Source organism: Salmonella sp. 32120201201600049SM (genome assembly GCF_017572835.1).
In the GTDB taxonomy this organism is placed as follows: domain Bacteria; phylum Pseudomonadota; class Gammaproteobacteria; order Enterobacterales; family Enterobacteriaceae; genus Salmonella; species Salmonella enterica.
In genome coordinates this window covers 1069978-1087120 of record NZ_JAGESA010000001.1, presented here as the reverse complement: position 1 = coordinate 1087120, position 17143 = coordinate 1069978, and the positions used below count along the sequence as shown (strand labels likewise).

The following is a 17143-nucleotide window of genomic DNA, read 5'->3' as shown; positions in this document are numbered from 1 at the left end:
GGGAGAGGGGAGTAAACCACCTTACACCATTGAGTTGACCTGTCCCGGCAGCTCTGAATTCGGGATACGGATGGTATACCAGGCGAAACGAAAGCGTTTCCAGAAAGAATCGAAATGCAGGTGGTCCAGGCAGTCCATAACGATTTCATTATCCGGGTAAAGAGTGAAGGCAAAATGCGCCCAGCGTGCGCTTAGCCTCATATTAAACAGCGTTCGATCGTGTTTATTACCGTGCAGGCGCGATAGGGTCACCATAGCATGTAGCGTGCCTTTGTTGGCCTCTTGTTGCACCAGTTCCAAATGCTTATGCGCCAGCGTAATATCCTTCACTTCAAAAATATTCAGCAGGAACAAGCCCCAGGCCTCTTTATGCCCGAACTGATGCGCCAGCCAGAGATTATCGAGCAGTTCTTTTTCATAAGCGGAACGTTTTTCGGTATCAGGTTCTTGTTTACTCAGACGCTGGTTGCAGACGCCGATGCTGAAATGAATATTTTGCAGGTCATTTTCATAGTCGGTATAGCCTCCGTTATCTATTAATTTGTACGGGGTGCTCTCGCGCAGCGCTAACTGCCGGTGCAAAATCTCCGCCGCGCGCTGAAAATACCCTAACGCGATGGCAGGATCGTAAGGTAGTAGGCCGTTGTTCTCTTTATTATTGTGTTCAAGGCCCAGCAGGTTTAGCGCGGCGGGTATATTTCTTTGTGCGCCCAGCTCTGCCAGCGGCACGAAATGTTCCGGGAGCCCGAACCAGTTGAAATTTTTAATCGCCGCCCGCCAGTTATGGTTATATTGAATGTCGGCGACGCTATCGAGCCAGGCGAGGCCTTGCGCCTCATCCTTTTCGAAACCCAATAACCCGGCGTACTGAAAGTAGCCACGACGGATTTTCGGCACTGCGAATTCCGTTTGCTGCGCATTCTGACAGAGAAAATTATACATCCACAAGGTGTCAGGAAAATCGCGCAGGGCGAACTTTATCGTGTCATCAAAGAAGTAATTGTTGAACTTAACTTTTTCCACGATCGAACGCTGAAGGGTTCGCCAGAGCGCGTCATTATCGTCCAGATCGCTATAGCAGACCCGCAGCCACTTCAGCGCGTTGTGGCGAGATTCCTGGATATGCGCTCGCAGGCTAATCTCTTCGGCTTTGGCGATAATGCGTTCCTGTTCTGCCGGGGAGTCAACCTCTTTGATGCGCAGATCGCGGTGATCGTCCCACCAGATCAATAGCTCCAGATGTTCACGTTCTGCGGCAGAAAGGTGATCGCATACGCTTGATTCCAGAAATTCGCGGATTTCCTCGTGAGACCCTCTCCAGCGTGGCATACAAAACGGGATATATTCATCCAGCACGTAAAATGCCGTCGGGAAAATAGCCAGGCAGACGGCGAGCCAGTATTTTTGCCCGGCATCGTCATTGCACTCCGGCAGCACGGACGGGCGCGGCAAATTTGGGCAAACCGCGTCGGCAAACGACAGCCCGGAATGGGCCATCAGCGCGTCCACCTCCTGCGGTGAATGGCGATGATATTCAGCCAGATCTTCCATTAATGGCTGCCCGGCAACATCCGCGCCCACGAGGAACTCAACCAGCCAGCCGGGCTGGCCGAAGACTTTTGAGTTGGTGCTGGTCAGGGCCGCCGCCATCCACTGGCGCGGTTCACAGTCGATAGCATTGAGCGCGGCGATGACCATCCGTTCGTTGCAGGCGGCGGCGCAGATCCACATCGCTCGGGTGGTTTCTCTCGCCCAGCCATAGCTGCGGTAAAGCCACGCACGGTGATTCCAGTATTGCGCCTCGGCAAGCCAGGCGTGAGTGGAGCGGGGACGAGCGCGCTGCCAGTTTTTGATCAGCGCTAATCCTTGCGGCCCAGCCTCAACCAGCGTGTCCATATCGTAAAAAGGGTTGTCCATTTGATTCCAGGCGAAGAAATAGCGCTTTTCCGCTTCGCGGCTGGTAAAGCTCTCCGTCAGCGCCTGGTTGTAGCGTTCGTCCAGTTCGTCATAGCGTTCTTCGCGCAGCAGGCCGGGAATATCGGCAATATGCCATTCGCGTTGCCCGTCATTGAGGGGATTTTTGTGGTTGCACATCTCAAACATAGCGTTGAGCAGACGATCATCCTGTTCCATAAAGCGTCCTTTAAATCGGCTCGAAAATTTTGAATTCATTCCACGGCAGTTGTCGCCAGCGGCTGACCGGGTCTTGCAAATAATGGGTGGCTTCCTGTAAATCCCGTCCGGCAAGCGCTGTTGGCGTGTCACGTAGCGTGAGCCATACCCGGCGAGCGCGAACGTAGGCGGTGGCGTAATCCTCCCAGGAATCAAAACAGTCCTGAGCGCGCTGGGCGTTGAGCAATAGCACCAGCCAGGCCTCGTTTTCGTTACACCAGCCGAGCCCGGCGATACAGCGGGTCAGAAAGGCGGTGCGCATACAGTCGAAGGCCAGCGCGTCGCGGACCTGGCCCTGGGCCGCCAGATGATGATAAAACGTGCGCGGCGAGCTGCCGATGCCCGCAGGCCAGCGGCGTAAGATATCCTCAACCTTGTGGCGTAACGCCGCGCCGTCGAGGTTTTCGCTCAAGCCCAGCTCTTTTTTTACCTGCTGCGCCAGATAGCGGCGTTTGTCATCGTCAAGTTTAAATACCAGCTCAACGCCTTTGATCGGTAGCCCGTTGCGCCGGGCGAGGATATCAGCTAGCGCCAGCGCCCATTGCCGCCGTCGAGTATCGCGACGCAGGTCTTTCAGGCGATCTTTTTCTTTCTCCTCGGCGATACGGGCCGCAATCAGCGGTTTGTTTTTTTTGTAGTTGCGCCAGCTAAAAAATAGGGCGGCAATAATAAGAACAATCCAGAACATTATTGCACCTCCTTGATGACAGGGAGGTAACGCGTGGTTTGTAGCGTCAGGCTTTCAATTTCGAAAGGTTCGCTACTGGTGTTTTTCCCGGCAAGCGTAGGATGCCATTCATGCTGCGGAAACAGCATTTCCGCAGCCGTCGCCACGTTAGGATCAACAACCTGAAGGTAGCGCAGTGCCTCCGGGGCGCTGTGCAGCAGCAGCCACTGTAAAGCCACCGGAGGCGTAGGGAAGTGCTCCATTAAATGAAAATTGTCATGCAGCACATTGAGCAGAAAATTGAGGTCATGAATATGAGTAATAAATTTCCAACCTGAATATTCCGGCGTTGCTTCATAAACTATTCCCATCCCTTCGCAATCGGCGTGGCGCTCAGGAAGTGGTTGCAGATGGCGTAACAGAGATAAAACATCGTTAGCATATTTCTTAATAGGGTGGCGATTTTGCTTACCTTTAATCTGATCAATGCTCAGGCCGTTATTACCAACCACCAGGCTTATTGTGACGTGGGGAATATTATTGCCGTCGCGCAGGCTAAACAGGCGAAGTTTTTGTTGTTCAATTTGCCAGGCGTAGTAATCGCCGTAGCCGCCGGAAAGCGCGCCTTTATTATCAAAATCTCCGACGCAGTGTTGCATATGCCAGGATTCATACGCCATCTCACTGCGCAGGCCGGGGTTTGTTGCATCAAGCTCAACCAGTACACCGTTATTCACCGCCATCACCGGTTTTAGCGCCTCGCTGTTGGAGGGATACCAACCTTGTTCACGCAGGCGCTGCATTTTTTGATGCTCCGCTTCGCGCATTGCCAGCACGGTAAAGCAGTTGATGCGCTGCAGTTTAGTTTCCAGCCGCGTTCCTTCCTGACGCGAAAGAAATTCCACTAAATCTCTTTCCATTGCCACGAGTTGCGGGTGCTGAACGTTAAGGTAGTAAAAGCGCTCATCGCCACCCAGCTTTGGCGCCAGCCAGGCGGGGATTTCTGCATCAGCGCTAAAATAAACGGCATAATCGGCGACGGAGCGCACAGGATAAACGTGAGGAAAGTCACCAATGATCCAACGATAAAAATGGTTGCTTAACCAGCGCTGGATATTTTCGCTGTCGCCGCGTTGTTGGCTCCGGGAAAAAATAGACGATTTTACATTTGGCGCATTTATTATATTGCGTGGTTTATAGCGGTGAGATGACGTTTCTGTCATAAAAATCCATGTATAATTAAGCTGGTATTATGTTTATGTATTTTTAGATTCACTTAATGAATTAATGCGCAATAAGTTTAAAAAACTACTCACAGTATATCGGTAAACTAAAAAGAGCGGCCAAATAATTTATTGTCCCCGATCGCGTTCGTTGTGGTTTTCGGGATACCGCTCGGCCAAAGGAAAGAGGACAGTGTGTTAATTCCGCCAGAATAGCGTTGGCGAAAAATATCGTCTTACGACCTTGTTATTGTTATGCCAATAATCATTATACCAGGCGACACGCATCCGCTTCCCAGCGATATCCCACCCCGTAGACCGCGCGGATAAATGACTGTTCGGCATCCAGCGATTCCAGTTTACGGCGCAGGTTTTTAATGTGGCTGTCGATAGTACGATCGGTCACCACACGGTAGTCGTCGTAGAGGTGGTTTAACAACTGCTCGCGGGAAAAAACTTTACCCGGTTCAAGCGATAAGGTTTTTAGCAGGCGGAATTCAGCGGGGGTTAAATCCAGCGCTTTACCACACCAGGAGGCCTGAAAGCGGCTTTCATCAATCATTAACGGGCTTTCGGCATCCTGCTGCTGGAGTTCGCGCTGCGGTTTACAGCGGCGCAAAATGGTTTTCACGCGGGCCACGACTTCGCGTGGGCTGTAAGGCTTACAGATATAATCATCGGCGCCGATTTCCAGCCCCAGCAGCCGGTCGATCTCTTCGATTTTGGCCGTGACCATCACAATGGGGATGTCGGAAAAACGGCGAATCTCCCGGCATAGCGTCAGACCATCGGTACCCGGCAGCATCAGATCCAGCAGGATCAGATCCGGCGGCGTTTGACGCACATACGGCAGTACCTTGTCGCCATGATTGATGAGCGTGGGGGCGTAACTCGCCGCGCGTAAGTAGTCAATAAGCAGCTGTCCCAGCTTGGGTTCATCTTCAACAATCAAAATGCGCGGCGTGTTTTCATCAATGGGTAATTCAGTCATACTTCTCTCTGTAAATCGCGATCCAGCGGTAACTCTACTGTAATGCTAACCCCGCCAAAAGGCGAATGAGCGGCGTGAAGATGACCGTTATGCGCGTGTACAATATTGACGCATATCGCCAGCCCCAGTCCAGAACCGCCGCTGGCGCGGTTACGGGACACTTCCGTGCGGTAAAAACGGTCAAAAAGCTTTTGTAACTGTTCATCGCTGACGCCCGGTGCAGAATCGGCAAAGGTCAGGAATAATGATTTGTCGCGTTGTTCGGCGGAAATATGCAGGCCACCGCCGCTGTCGGTGTAGCGCAGACTGTTTTCCAGCAGATTATTAAACAGTTGCATCAGGCGATCCGGGTCGCCGAAGACGGTCATGCTATCCGGCAACGCGTAATGTAGCGTTAGCCCCCGGCTGGTAAAGCGCTCTCTGAACGCGCCGCCAGCGACTTCCAACAGGGGAACAAGATCGACGGTCGTTTTTTGGTAAGCCAGCGCGCCCTCGTCAGACAACGACAGCTGATGCAGGTCGTCAACCAGTTTGGTAAGCGTACCGACTTCCGCCTGTAGCGAGGTAACCGATTCTGGCGTGAACTGGCGAACGCCATCCTGAATGGCTTCCAGTTCGCCGCGCAATACCGCCAGCGGCGTGCGCAGTTCGTGGGAAATATCCGCCATAAAGTCGCGGCGCATCTGCTGATTTTTTTCCAGCGTGCTGGCAAGCTGGTTAAAGTCCTGCGCCAGTTTTCCCAGCTCATCGGCGCTGGTTGGGGTCACGCGCGTGGTAAAATCCCCCGCCGCCAGTCTGTGCGTACCCTCGACCAACCGTTTGACCGGGGCGAGCAGGCCACGCGCCAGCAAAAACGTCGCCAGCGCGGCTAGCAAGGTTGATAACGCCACGATCATCCAACTGGCACGCCGCTGCTGCATATCAAAATTAATATCCGTATTGCGCGTCAGCCGCTCGACAGGCGAGGCGATAATCGCGCCGACTTCGGCACCATTGACCAGAATGGGGCGGCGAGTACCGTCATGCGGCACCGGACCGCGTGGGCCGACCAGCACCCGGCCATTTTGATCGACGACCCAGAACTGGGTGCGCCAACCGTGCGGCGGCATACCGGGGCCGGGTTTATCCCGGTCGTTGTCATGCTCAAATGAACGCAGAATCTGGAAAACAAAGCGATCGTTGTTGCGTAAAAAACGCCAGTTGCCGTGTTGCTGGTACTGGTCGCCCAGCGCATCGCCCAGCATTTGTAGCCGCTGCTCGTTGCCGTGTTTGATATAGTCAATAAATCCGCGTTCAAAACTGACGCGCACGGCCCAATGCATACTGATCAGCAGCACGATGCAGGTGGCGAAGATCGCCAGAAACAGCTTGCCGGTGATTCCGGGCCGCCAGACTTTCATTACAGGCTCCTTTTACGCCGTGAAATGACCATGTTTTTCTGTGTATCGTTCGGCACGCGGGCAAAAATTATCGCCGGTAGCGCGATAATAACCGCCATACATAACCAGGTGTACATAAAGACGTGATGTGTGGCGCTACTGTCTATCCCGATATGCTGTTGGCCAAACATACCCAGCAGCATTCCGGCAATAGTGACGCCAATACTCATCGAGAGCTGCATAATCATCGATAATAAGCTATTGCCGCTGCTGGCCAGCGTATCGGGAAGGTCTTTTAGCGTTAAGGTGTTCATGGAAGAAAAGCGCGCCGAGTTCACCATTCCCTGCAAAAGCAGTACCAGCGGCAGGAGATAATACCAGCCGAGCAGCGCGACCGACATAAACAACAGGCTAACCAATGCCAGTCCGAGCGTGGTCGCTACCAGAACCCGACGATAGCCAAAACGGTTAACTATCTGCACCACAATCCGCTTCATTCCCATGCTGCCCAGCACCATGGGGATCATCATCAAACCGGCATGAAACGGTGAAAAACCAAGACCAATTTGTAAAAAGACCGGCGTCATAAACGGCAGCATACCGCTGCCGATACGCCCGGCAAAACTGCCCAGCAACCCCAGTGAAAACGTGGGCGTGCGGAACAATCGCAGGCTGAATAACGCACCTGAGTTTTTTTTGGCATGGAAGAGATAGAGCAGAATGGCTGCCGCGCCGCCCGCAGCAAGTCCGGCTAATGTCCAGGGCGAGATCCCCATGCTTTTACTACCGTCCAGCGCCAGCGTGAGTACCGCCATGCCGATAGCTAACAGCAGGAACCCCGGCAGATCAAAGCGCCGGGTCTCTATGGTGTAGTTTGGCATCAGCATAAAGGTCGCCATAGCGCCGACAATTCCCACCGGGATATTGATCAGAAAGATCCAGTGCCATGAAGCATATTCCACCAGCACCCCGCCCAGCGCGGGGCCGAGTAACGGCCCGATCTGACCCGGCAGGGTGACGAAGGTCATCGCCGCCATATATTGCGCGCGCGGCACGATTTTCATGACCGTCAGGCGTCCGACCGGCACCATCATCGCGCCGCCTACGCCTTGTAAAACCCGCGCTAATACCAGTTGATTAAGCGTGCCGGAGAGGGCGCAAAACAGCGAACCCAGCGTGAACAGCACAATGGCGGCAAAGAAGATATTACGCACGCCGATTTTATCTGCCAGCCAGCCGCTGGCGGGGAGCATCACGGCGACGGTAAGAACATATGACACCACTACCATGTGCATATGCAGCGGGCTTTCCCCCAGGCTTTTCGCCATGGAGGGCAGCGCAGTGTTGACGATGGTGGTATCCAGCGACTGCATAAAAAAGCCGAATGCCACAATCCAGAGTTGCCAGCGGGTGTTGTCAGGAAGTTCTGTCATATCTCTACTACCGGTTTGCTATTTTTACGCGAAAAACGCAGCCGCAGACGGTCGAAAAAGAGGTACACCACTGGCGTGGTATAGAGCGTCAGAAGCTGGCTCATGACCAAACCGCCGACAATGGTTATCCCCAGCGGCTGCCGTAATTCCGAACCGTCTCCGCCAGATAACACCAATGGCAGTGCGCCGAACAGCGCCGCCAGCGTGGTCATCATTATTGGACGGAAGCGTAACAAGCAGGCCTGGAAAATGGCTTGTTCCGGCGTCAGGCCGCCGCTTCGTTGCGCTTCAAGCGCAAAATCGACCATCATAATGGCGTTTTTCTTCACAATGCCAATTAATAGCATGATCCCTATCAGGGCGATTAGGCTGAAAGGGGCATTGAAGAGTTCCAGCGCCAGAAGCGCCCCAACGCCCGCCGATGGCAGAGTAGAGAGAATGGTCAGCGGATGGACGTAACTTTCGTACAGTATCCCCAGCACAATGTAGACGGTAGCGATCGCCGCCACTATCAAAATAAGCTGCGAATTCATGGTCTGCTGGAACACTTGCGCCGTTCCGGAAAAACTGCCGCGTACCGTCGGAGGGACGCCAAGCTGCGTCATGGTGCGATTAATGGCCTCCGTCGCCTGCGATAACGATGTGCCGGTCGGCAGGTTAAAGGCAATCGTGGACGCCGCGGAAAGTCCCTGATGGTTCACCGACAGCGGCGCATTGGCGGGCCGCCATTGGGCGAAATAAGAGAGGGGGATCGCTTTTCCGTCACGGTTGATAACAAACATTTTCTCCAGCGCGCTGATATCCTGGCTATAGCGCGGATCGACTTCCATCACCACTTTATACTGGTTCATCGGCTGATAAATGGTGGAAATTTGCCGCTGGCCGAAAGCATTATTTAACAGACTGTTTGCGGCCTGAACATCAATGCCCAGTCGTGACATGGTGTCGCGGTCGTAGATAAGGTTCATCTCCGCGCCGTTATCCTGCTGGTCGGAGTTTACGTCCGCCAGTTGCGGCAGGGCCGAGAGCGCTTTGCGTATTTTCGGCTCCCACTCGCGCAGCGCCGCCAGGGAGTCAGACAGCAATGTGTATTGATAACTGGCGTTAGCCTGCCGCCCGCCGACGCGAATATCCTGTACCGCCATCAGAAACAGCCTGGCGCCGGGTTCTTTTGCCAGTTTGACCCGCAGTCGATCAATGATTTGCTGCGCCGTCTCTTTGCGTTCGCCGCGCGGCTTCAGCGTAATAAACATCATGCCGCTATTCACCCGCGAGCCGCCGGTAAAACCAGTGACATTATTCACCGCCGGATCGTCGCGAATAATTTTCATAAAATCCTGCAGCTTGCCGCGCATGGCCTGGAAAGAGATGCTCTGGTCAGCCTGAATACCGCCCATCAACACGCCGGTGTCCTGCTCCGGAAAGAATGTTTTAGGGATGGCGATATAAAGCCAGATGTTCAGCGCAACGGTGCCAAGAAAAACCACACCGACAAGACGCGTATGGTTAAGCACCCATTTTAACGACGTGCCGTAACCCTGTTGCAAAGCTACCAGCAAACGGCCAACGCCCCGTTTACGCGGTTGGGTGCGCGGTTTGCTTGATTTAAGCATCCAGCCGCACATCATCGGCGTCAGCGTGAGTGAGACCACCAGCGAAATGCCAATCGCCACCGAGAGGGTAACGGCGAATTCCCGTAATAATCGCCCTGGCAGACCGCCCATTAACAGCAGCGGCAGAAATACCGCCACCAGCGACAGACTCATGGAGATGACCGTAAACCCGACTTCCCGCGTACCCTGTAATGCCGCCTGCAAAGGTTTCATTCCCGCCTCCAGATGGCGGGCGATATTTTCCAGCACCACAATGGCATCATCAACGACAAATCCGGTCGCGATAGTCAGCGCCATCAGCGACAGATTGTTGAGGCTGAAGCCGCACAGATACATGGCGGCGAAGGTGCCGATGAGCGAAACGGGAACGGCGACGGCGGGGATTAGCGTGGCGCGCCCGGAACGCAGGAATAAAAACACCACCAGGATCACCAGCGCGACAGAGATAGCCAGCGTCTCTTCTACCTCTTGCAGCGACGCGCGAATCGTCGGCGAACGATCCTGGACGATTTGTAAATCGATAGCGGCGGGGATCATTGCCCGCAGTTCCGGCAGTTTTGCCCGGATGCCGTCGACCGTCTGAATAATGTTGGCCTCCGGCAGCTTGCGGATCATCAACAAAATAGCGGGTTTAGCGTTCGTCATCCCGGCGTTACGGACATCCTGCACCGAGTCGGTGACGCTGGCGACGTCGCCCAGGCGTACCGCCGCGCCGTTGTTATAGTGAATAATCAGCGGCTGGTATTCGGCGGCGGTTTTCAGTTCGTCGTTGGTCTGGATTTGCCAGCGGTGGACGCTATCTTCAATTGCGCCTTGCGGTCGGCGTACGTTGGCGCTGTCGATCGCTTCGCGGACCTCATCCAGCGAGACGCCCTGGTTAAAGAGCGCCTGCGGGTTTAAGCCTACACGTACTGCGGGCAGGGAGCTGCCGCCGACGTCAACGTCGCCGACGCCGTCAATTTGCGCGATGGTTTGCGCCAGTTGGGTAGAGGCGAAATCATACAGTTTGCCCTGTGACCAGCTCTCCGAGGTGAGCGTTAAAATCATAATCGGCGCGTCGGACGGGTTGGCCTTGCGATAAGTCGGGCGGCTGGGCATTCCGCCTGGCAACAAGCTTTGCGCGGCGTTAATGGCGGCCTGCACGTCGCGCGCCGCGCCGTTAATATCACGATCGAAATTAAATTCGAGAATAATGCGCGTGCTGCCGAGCGAGCTGCTGGAGGTCATTTCATTGACGCCTGCAATGCGTCCTAAAGAGCGTTCCAACGGCGTCGCCACCGACGAAGCCATGGTTTCCGGCGAGGCACCCGGTAGCGAGGCGCTAACCATAATCACCGGGAAATCAACCTGCGGCAGCGGGGCGACCGGCAGCAGACGAAAGCCCAGAATGCCGCACAGCGTAATGGCGGCGGCAATCAAAATGGTGGCGACCGGGCGGTAGATGAAAAGGGCGAAAAAGCGCATCTACGCCTCCTCTTTATGGCGCGGAAAGCGACTTTTCACGTACAGCGACAGGCGGTCAAACAGGAGATAAATCACCGGTGTGGTAAACAGAGTTAATACCTGGCTGACCAGTAGGCCGCCCACCATCGCGATCCCCAACGGGCGACGTAATTCCGCGCCAACGCCGGTACTCAACATTAATGGCAATGCCCCGAGCAACGCCGCCAGCGTGGTCATCAGAATCGGTCGAAAACGCAGCAGACAGGCCTGGAAGATAGCGTCGCGCGGACTCATCCCCTGTTCGCGTTCAGCGGCGAGGGCGAAGTCAATCATCATGATGGCGTTTTTCTTCACGATGCCGATCAGCAAAATAATGCCGATAATGGCGATAATATCGAGCTCGCTACCAGCGATGATCAGCGCCAGTAGCGCGCCGACGCCCGCCGTAGGCAGCGTTGAGAGAATCGTGATCGGATGGATAAAACTCTCATACAGCACGCCGAGCACGATATACATCGCCACCACGGCGGCGACAATAAGCCAGACGGTGCTGCCCAGCGCCGCCTGGAAGGCGAGCGTACTGCCCTGAAACTGCGTTGTAATATCCGCTGGCAGGGCGAGCGTTTTTTCCGTATCGAGAATCGCCTGCACCGCATCGCCGAGCGAATAGCCCTCCGGCACGTTAAACGAAAATGTCGTAACCGGGAACTGATCTAAATGATTGATGGAGAGCGGAGCGAAGCGCTGCTCAATGCGGGCAATCGCGCTGAGCGGTACGGTGCCGCCGTCGCGGCTCGTCAGGCGAATCGTCTCCAGCGCCGCCAGGCCCGGCGTGCTGGCGGTATTATGTTCCAGCACGACGCGGTACTGGTTCGCCTGGGTATAAATCGTTGAAATCAGGCGTTGTCCGAACGCGTTGTAGAGCGCGTTATCCACATCCGCCATGCTGATACCCAGACGGCTGGCGCTGTCGCGGTCGACATTCACCCAGGCCGCTAATCCTCGATCTTGCCAGTCGCTGCTTACCTCGGAAAGCTGTGGTAACGACTGTAGCGCGTTCTGCAGTTTTGGCACCCAGTGGCTGAGCGCATCGAGCGTCGTGGCCTGCAGGGTAAACTGATACTGCGTGCGGCTGACCTGCGTGTCGATGGTTAAATCCTGCGTCGGCTGGAGATACAGCACCACGCCGGGAATCGTCGCCACGGCGGTTTGCAGCCGGGAGATCACCTGCTGCACGCGGTCATCACGCGCATCCAGCGGCTTGAGGTTAATTTGCAGGCGCGCGCTATTCAGCGTGGGATTAGCGCCGTCTACGCCAACAAAAGTCGTCAGGCTTTGCACCGCCGGGTCCTGTAATATCCGCTCCGCCACCTGGCGCTGACGTTGCGCCATACTGGCATACGATGACGATTGCGGCGCCTGCAGCGTCCCCTGGATAATGCCGTTATCCTGTACCGGAAAGAACCCTTTCGGAATGACTATCCACAGCATAACGCTGAGCAGGAGCGTGGCGAATGCCACGCTCAATGTAAGCCACGGATGGTTGAGCACTTTCGCTAATCCACGTCCGTAGCTGGCGATCACGCGGTCAAACATCCGCTCGCAGGCGCAGGAAAAGCGGTTTTGTTTACGCAGAGACTGCTGGCTGAGCATACGCGCGCACATCATGGGCGTGAGCGTCAAAGAGACGACGGCGGAGATTAAAATCGCTACCGCCAACGTCACCGCAAATTCGCGGAACAGTCGACCAACAATATCGCCCATAAAGAGCAACGGGATCAGCACCGCAATCAGTGAAAAGGTGAGGGAAATAATGGTAAAGCCGATTTCGCCCGCGCCTTTGAGCGCCGCCGCCAGCGGTTTTTCTCCTTTTTCGATGTAGCGCGAGATGTTCTCGATCACCACAATCGCATCGTCCACCACGAAACCCGTGGCGATAGTGAGCGCCATCAGCGTCAGGTTATTAATGGAAAAATCCAAAAACACCATCACCGCAAAGGTGCCGATAAGCGACAGCGGTACGGCGACGCCGGGAATAATTGTGGCGGGAATATTACGTAAAAACAGATAGATAATCATGACGACCAGCGCGATCGCCAGCATCAGTTCAAACTGGGTATCGCGCACGGAAGCGCGAATATTGGTGGTGCGATCGGACAGGACCGTGACCTTCACCGATTTTGGCAGGCTTTCGGTAAGCTGGGGCAGCATCTGGCGAATGCTGTCCGCTGTCGCAATGATATTGACGCCGGGCTGGCGTTGAACGTTCATCACGATAGCCGGCGCTTGATTCGCCCATGCGCCGAGCCAGCTATTTTCCGCCCCCTGTTCGACGGTGGCGACATCGCCCAACCGTACCGGCGCACCGTTTTGATACGCGATGATAAGCCTGCGGTATTCGTCGGCAGACTGCATCTGATCGTTAGCAGAAAGCGTCACCGCCCGTTCGGGGCCATCCAGACTGCCTTTCGCCGAGTTGACGTTGGCGCCGGTAATTGCGGTACGGACCGTTTCGCTGGTCAGACCGAGCGCGGCGATAGCCTGAGCATTCAGTTTTACACGCACCGCAGGGCGCTGCCCGCCGGCAAGCGTCACCAGTCCGACGCCGGAGACCTGCGAGATCTTCTGCGCCACGCGGGTTTCTACCATGTCCTCTACCTGAGTCATTGGCATCGCGTTTGAGGTGACGGCAAGCGTCATAATCGGCGGGTCCGCCGGATTGACTTTGCTAAAAATCGGCGGATTCGGCAGGTCGGAAGGCAATAAATTGGTGGCTGCGTTAATCGCCGCCTGTACTTCCTGCTCGGCAACGTCCAGCGGCAGCGTCAACTGAAACTGTAGCGTCACCACCGATGCGCCGCCGGAACTTTGCGACGACATCTGCTTCAGTCCTGACATCTGGCCGAACTGGCGCTCAAGCGGCGCGGTGACGGCGGAGGTCATGACATCCGGGCTGGCGCCAGGGTAGAGCGTAACAACCTGAATAGTGGGGTAGTCGACCTCCGGCAAAGCGGCGACGGGCAGGAAGCGATAGCCGATAATCCCGGCGAGTAAAATCGCCGCCATCAGCAGAGTGGTGGCCACGGGGCGCAGAATAAACAGACGCGAGGGGCCGCCCGTGCTGCCCGGAGGTAATACCTGCATCAGGCGCGCGCTCCTTTTTGACCTTCATGGCGGGAAGGGGATTTTTCATCCGCCATGGTGGTTTGCGGCTCAACGACCTCGACTTTTGCGCCTTCCGTCAGCCGATCAATACCATCGGTAACGACGCGATCGCCTGCCGACAAGCCTGCGCTGATCACCACGTTTTGGTTATCCTGAATACCGATTTTTACCCGCTTCTTGCTGACGTTATTTTCGTCGTTCAGCACCCATACAAAATGGCCCTCATTGCCCATTTGCACCGCCGCGGCAGGCACCACAACGGCATTTTGTTCGGTATCGACCAGCATCCGGGCGTTCACAAATTGATTGGGGAACAGCGTATCGTCCTGATTGGTAAAGCGCGCTTTAATTTTGATCGTTCCCGTCGTGGGATCAATCTGGTTGTCCAGACTGAGCAACACACCTTCGCTCAATTTGTGCGAGTTAGTCCGATCCCAGACTTCTACGACCAGCGTTTTCCCCGCTTTCTGCGCCTGAACCACGGTCGCGATATCGCTTTCCGGCAGAGTAAAAATGAGATCAATCGGGTGCGTTTGCGTAATGACGACAATACCTGCGGTATCGCTGCTGGAAATCTGGTTGCCGACATCCACCTGTTTCAGACCCACGCGTCCCGAGACCGGGGCCGTGATACGACTCCAGTCGAGCTGTAACTGCGCGCTGGCGACATTAGCTTCATCCGCTTTAATGGTTCCCTGGGTTTCGTTGACCAGCGCCTGTTGCGCATCCAGTTCCTGACGGGAAACCAGATTGGTTTTTGCCAGTTGCTGATAGCGCGCCAGATCACGACGCGCATTCGCCAGCGTAGCGTTATCTTTTGCCAACTGTCCCTGAGCCTGCGCCAGGGCGACCTTAAACTGGCTGGGATCGATTTGCGCCAGCAGATCGCCTGCGTTGACCTGCTGACCTTCCTGAAAGTGCAGGGCGATGAGTTGACCATCCACGCGGCTACGCACCGTAACGGTATTCGCGGCGGTCACGGTACCCAGCCCGCTCAGATAGCGCGGTACGGCCTGCGTGGTCGCGGTCGCGGCCTGTACCGGCGCCAGAGGGCCGTCGCGCATACCGCGGCGACCTGCGGCGGCGGTATGCGGCGCTTGCGCGGCGACGCCCGGCGCGGCGGTCGGGCTTTCGCTACGGCTATGCCAGAACCAGAATGCGGCGGCGGCCACTACAACCCCAATCGCTATTGCCCAGCGGAAAGTATTACTGCCTTTCATCGGTATAAGTTTCTCATCCTGAAACGTTTTGCGGAATGTTGCTCCCTCTATTGTAGTCAGCAGGGAAGGGAGAAAAATGGAGGAATTATGGAACACGGTCGGGATTATTCTGAATGGCGACCCGCTTTGCGAGGCGCTACGCAACTCTCATCGGTGAAAATCGTTAACGCGCCGGAGTGCGGTAAAGTGGCGGCACGGCAATGAAGGTAAGCCACCGATTTCAGCAGGACGCTGAAACGGGAAAGCCCCTCCCGAGGAAGGGGCCAAAATAAGGAAAGGGTTATGATGAAGGTAGTCATCATACTGGTGATACTCTTAGTGATTAGCTTCCAGGCTTACTAAGACACCAAGGGGAGGAGGAATCCTCCCTAACCCTCACTCCTGACGTTAAGCCACATCAAGAATAATGTCAATCCATCAGCGCTGGGCTTGCGAGGCGCTTAGCGGAAAACGACCTCTGCCCAGCGCGCCAGTCCTGCGGTGACGGAGCCGAAATCATCGCCGCCAGCGACGGGTATGCCCGGTAGCTGTTCGGAAAGCGCTTTTTTAATCAATGGCGAACGGGCGCTGCCGCCGGTCAGATAGATGACATCCGGTTTTTCCTGCGCGCTGTCCAGCGCCAGTTGCACCTGTTCCAGAATACGCGTCAGCGGTTGATCCAGCGCCGCTTCCAGTCCTTGCTGGCTGATAGCGACCGCCAGGTCGTCGCTGATAAATGGCAGCCTCGCCGTAACATCCGCCTGGCCGGAAAGGGCGATTTTGCTCTCTTCCGCGCAGCGTACCAGGCGGTAACTAAGGCGCTGGCGCCAGACCTTGAGCAGCAACGCGACCTTGTCTGCTTCACGCGCGTTGCGAACCAAATCGTTCAACAGACGACCATTCGCGCTACTGTAAAAATCGCTTTGCGCCGGGACGTCGTTAATCGCCACGGCATTCCACCACGGCAGCACCGGCAGGGCGATGCCTTTTTCGGTTTCGCCGCCCATGCCCAGCAAAGGCATCAGATTTTTAAAGGCCAGCGCGATATCCAGATCGTTTCCGCCCACGCGGCAACCGCTGTGCCCCAACAGGCTGTTTTCACGATCGGCGCGCTGACGCCACTGCGGCCCCATCAGCAGCATGGAGCAGTCGGTGGTGCCGCCGCCAATATCCACGACCAGCACACGCTTCTCTTCCCGCAGCGTAGCCTCGTAGTCCAGGCCCGCCGCGACCGGTTCGTACTGGAATACCACCTCCTGAAAACCGGCGCGTTTTGCCGCCCGCTCCAGAATACCCTGCGCCTGGCGATTCGCGTCATCGCCGCCGAGTCCCTGAAAGTTGATCGGGCGACCGATCACTGCCTGGGTAATGGCCTCCGGCAATTGGCTGTGCGCCGTATGACGAATATGTACCATCATGGCGCAGACTAAATCTTCAAACAGCGCGACCTGCTGCGGTTTCAGGCCGCTGGCGCCTAAAAAGGATTTCGGCGATTTGACAAACCAGACCTCCTGGGGATCGTCAATATAGTGCGCCAGCGACGCCAGACCAAACTGTACGCTTTGCGCGCCAACCTCAATATCTTCCTCGCGGTTGTAGCGTATCGCGCGGCGCAGCAGCGCCTGGGTTTCTTCGTCCGTTGCCGGCACATCATGATGGCGATACAGCCACTCGCTCACCGCTTCGCGCGTCGGCGCGCACAGCATAGACGGCAGTAATACGCTGTTATTCTCCATTGTCAGCAACTGTGGATGCCCGTCGCGCATAATAGCGACCGAGCAGTTTGCCGTACCGTAATCAAATCCTATAAACACCTTAAAATCCCCATGCCAGTGAAGAAGGGGCGTGACTTTAGCGA

11 protein-coding genes are annotated in these 17143 nt (G+C 55.7%); 1 reads left to right on the top strand and 10 read right to left on the bottom strand.

Annotated features, from left to right (window positions below; all coding sequences use genetic code 11):
• Positions 1-21: 21 nt before the first annotated feature.
• The 9 genes from J4650_RS05475 to mdtA all read right to left on the bottom strand — a co-directional run bounded on the left by J4650_RS05475 (position 22) and on the right by mdtA (position 15306).
• Complete coding sequence (locus J4650_RS05475; protein ID WP_023993384.1) at positions 22-2133, bottom strand: DUF4034 domain-containing protein; 2112 nt, start codon at positions 2131-2133, stop codon at positions 22-24.
• A gap of 10 nt (positions 2134-2143) precedes the next feature.
• Complete coding sequence (locus J4650_RS05470) at positions 2144-2860, bottom strand: DUF1266 domain-containing protein (protein ID WP_000498587.1); 717 nt, start codon at positions 2858-2860, stop codon at positions 2144-2146.
• A complete protein-coding gene (locus J4650_RS05465) occupies positions 2860-4062 on the bottom strand; it encodes a hypothetical protein (RefSeq protein ID WP_023993383.1) in 1203 nt (400 codons plus the stop codon). The genes J4650_RS05470 and J4650_RS05465 overlap by 1 nt, the downstream gene beginning before the upstream one ends.
• 268 nt (positions 4063-4330) lie before the next feature.
• Positions 4331-5053, bottom strand: a complete 723-nt coding sequence (baeR, locus tag J4650_RS05460) for a two-component system response regulator BaeR (protein ID WP_000137854.1) — start codon at positions 5051-5053, stop codon at positions 4331-4333.
• On the bottom strand, positions 5050-6453 hold the full coding sequence (gene baeS / locus J4650_RS05455; RefSeq protein ID WP_000870073.1) for a two-component system sensor histidine kinase BaeS: 1404 nt from the start codon (positions 6451-6453) through the stop codon (positions 5050-5052). The genes baeR and baeS overlap by 4 nt, the downstream gene beginning before the upstream one ends.
• Positions 6453-7865 carry an MFS transporter gene (locus J4650_RS05450; RefSeq protein ID WP_023993382.1) on the bottom strand — a complete coding sequence of 471 codons (1413 nt, stop codon included), beginning with the start codon at positions 7863-7865 and terminating at the stop codon, positions 6453-6455. The genes baeS and J4650_RS05450 overlap by 1 nt, the downstream gene beginning before the upstream one ends.
• Positions 7862-10942: a multidrug efflux RND transporter permease subunit MdtC gene (gene mdtC / locus J4650_RS05445; protein WP_023993381.1), complete on the bottom strand. Its 3081-nt coding sequence runs from the start codon at positions 10940-10942 to the stop codon at positions 7862-7864. The genes J4650_RS05450 and mdtC overlap by 4 nt, the downstream gene beginning before the upstream one ends.
• Positions 10943-14065 carry a multidrug efflux RND transporter permease subunit MdtB gene (gene mdtB, locus J4650_RS05440; RefSeq protein ID WP_023993380.1) on the bottom strand — a complete coding sequence of 1041 codons (3123 nt, stop codon included), beginning with the start codon at positions 14063-14065 and terminating at the stop codon, positions 10943-10945. It lies immediately after the preceding gene.
• Positions 14065-15306, bottom strand: coding sequence for a multidrug efflux RND transporter subunit MdtA (gene mdtA / locus J4650_RS05435; RefSeq protein WP_023993379.1), 1242 nt, complete (start codon positions 15304-15306; stop codon positions 14065-14067). The genes mdtB and mdtA overlap by 1 nt, the downstream gene beginning before the upstream one ends.
• 282 nt (positions 15307-15588) lie before the next feature.
• Between mdtA and ibsA the strand changes: the two genes are divergently transcribed.
• Complete coding sequence (ibsA, locus tag J4650_RS05430) at positions 15589-15648, top strand: type I toxin-antitoxin system Ibs family toxin (protein ID WP_001805500.1); 60 nt, start codon at positions 15589-15591, stop codon at positions 15646-15648.
• A gap of 98 nt (positions 15649-15746) precedes the next feature.
• Here ibsA and yegD read toward each other — a convergent pair whose 3' ends face one another.
• Positions 15747-17099: a molecular chaperone gene (gene yegD / locus J4650_RS05425; RefSeq protein ID WP_000469637.1), complete on the bottom strand. Its 1353-nt coding sequence runs from the start codon at positions 17097-17099 to the stop codon at positions 15747-15749.
• Positions 17100-17143 lie beyond the last annotated feature (44 nt).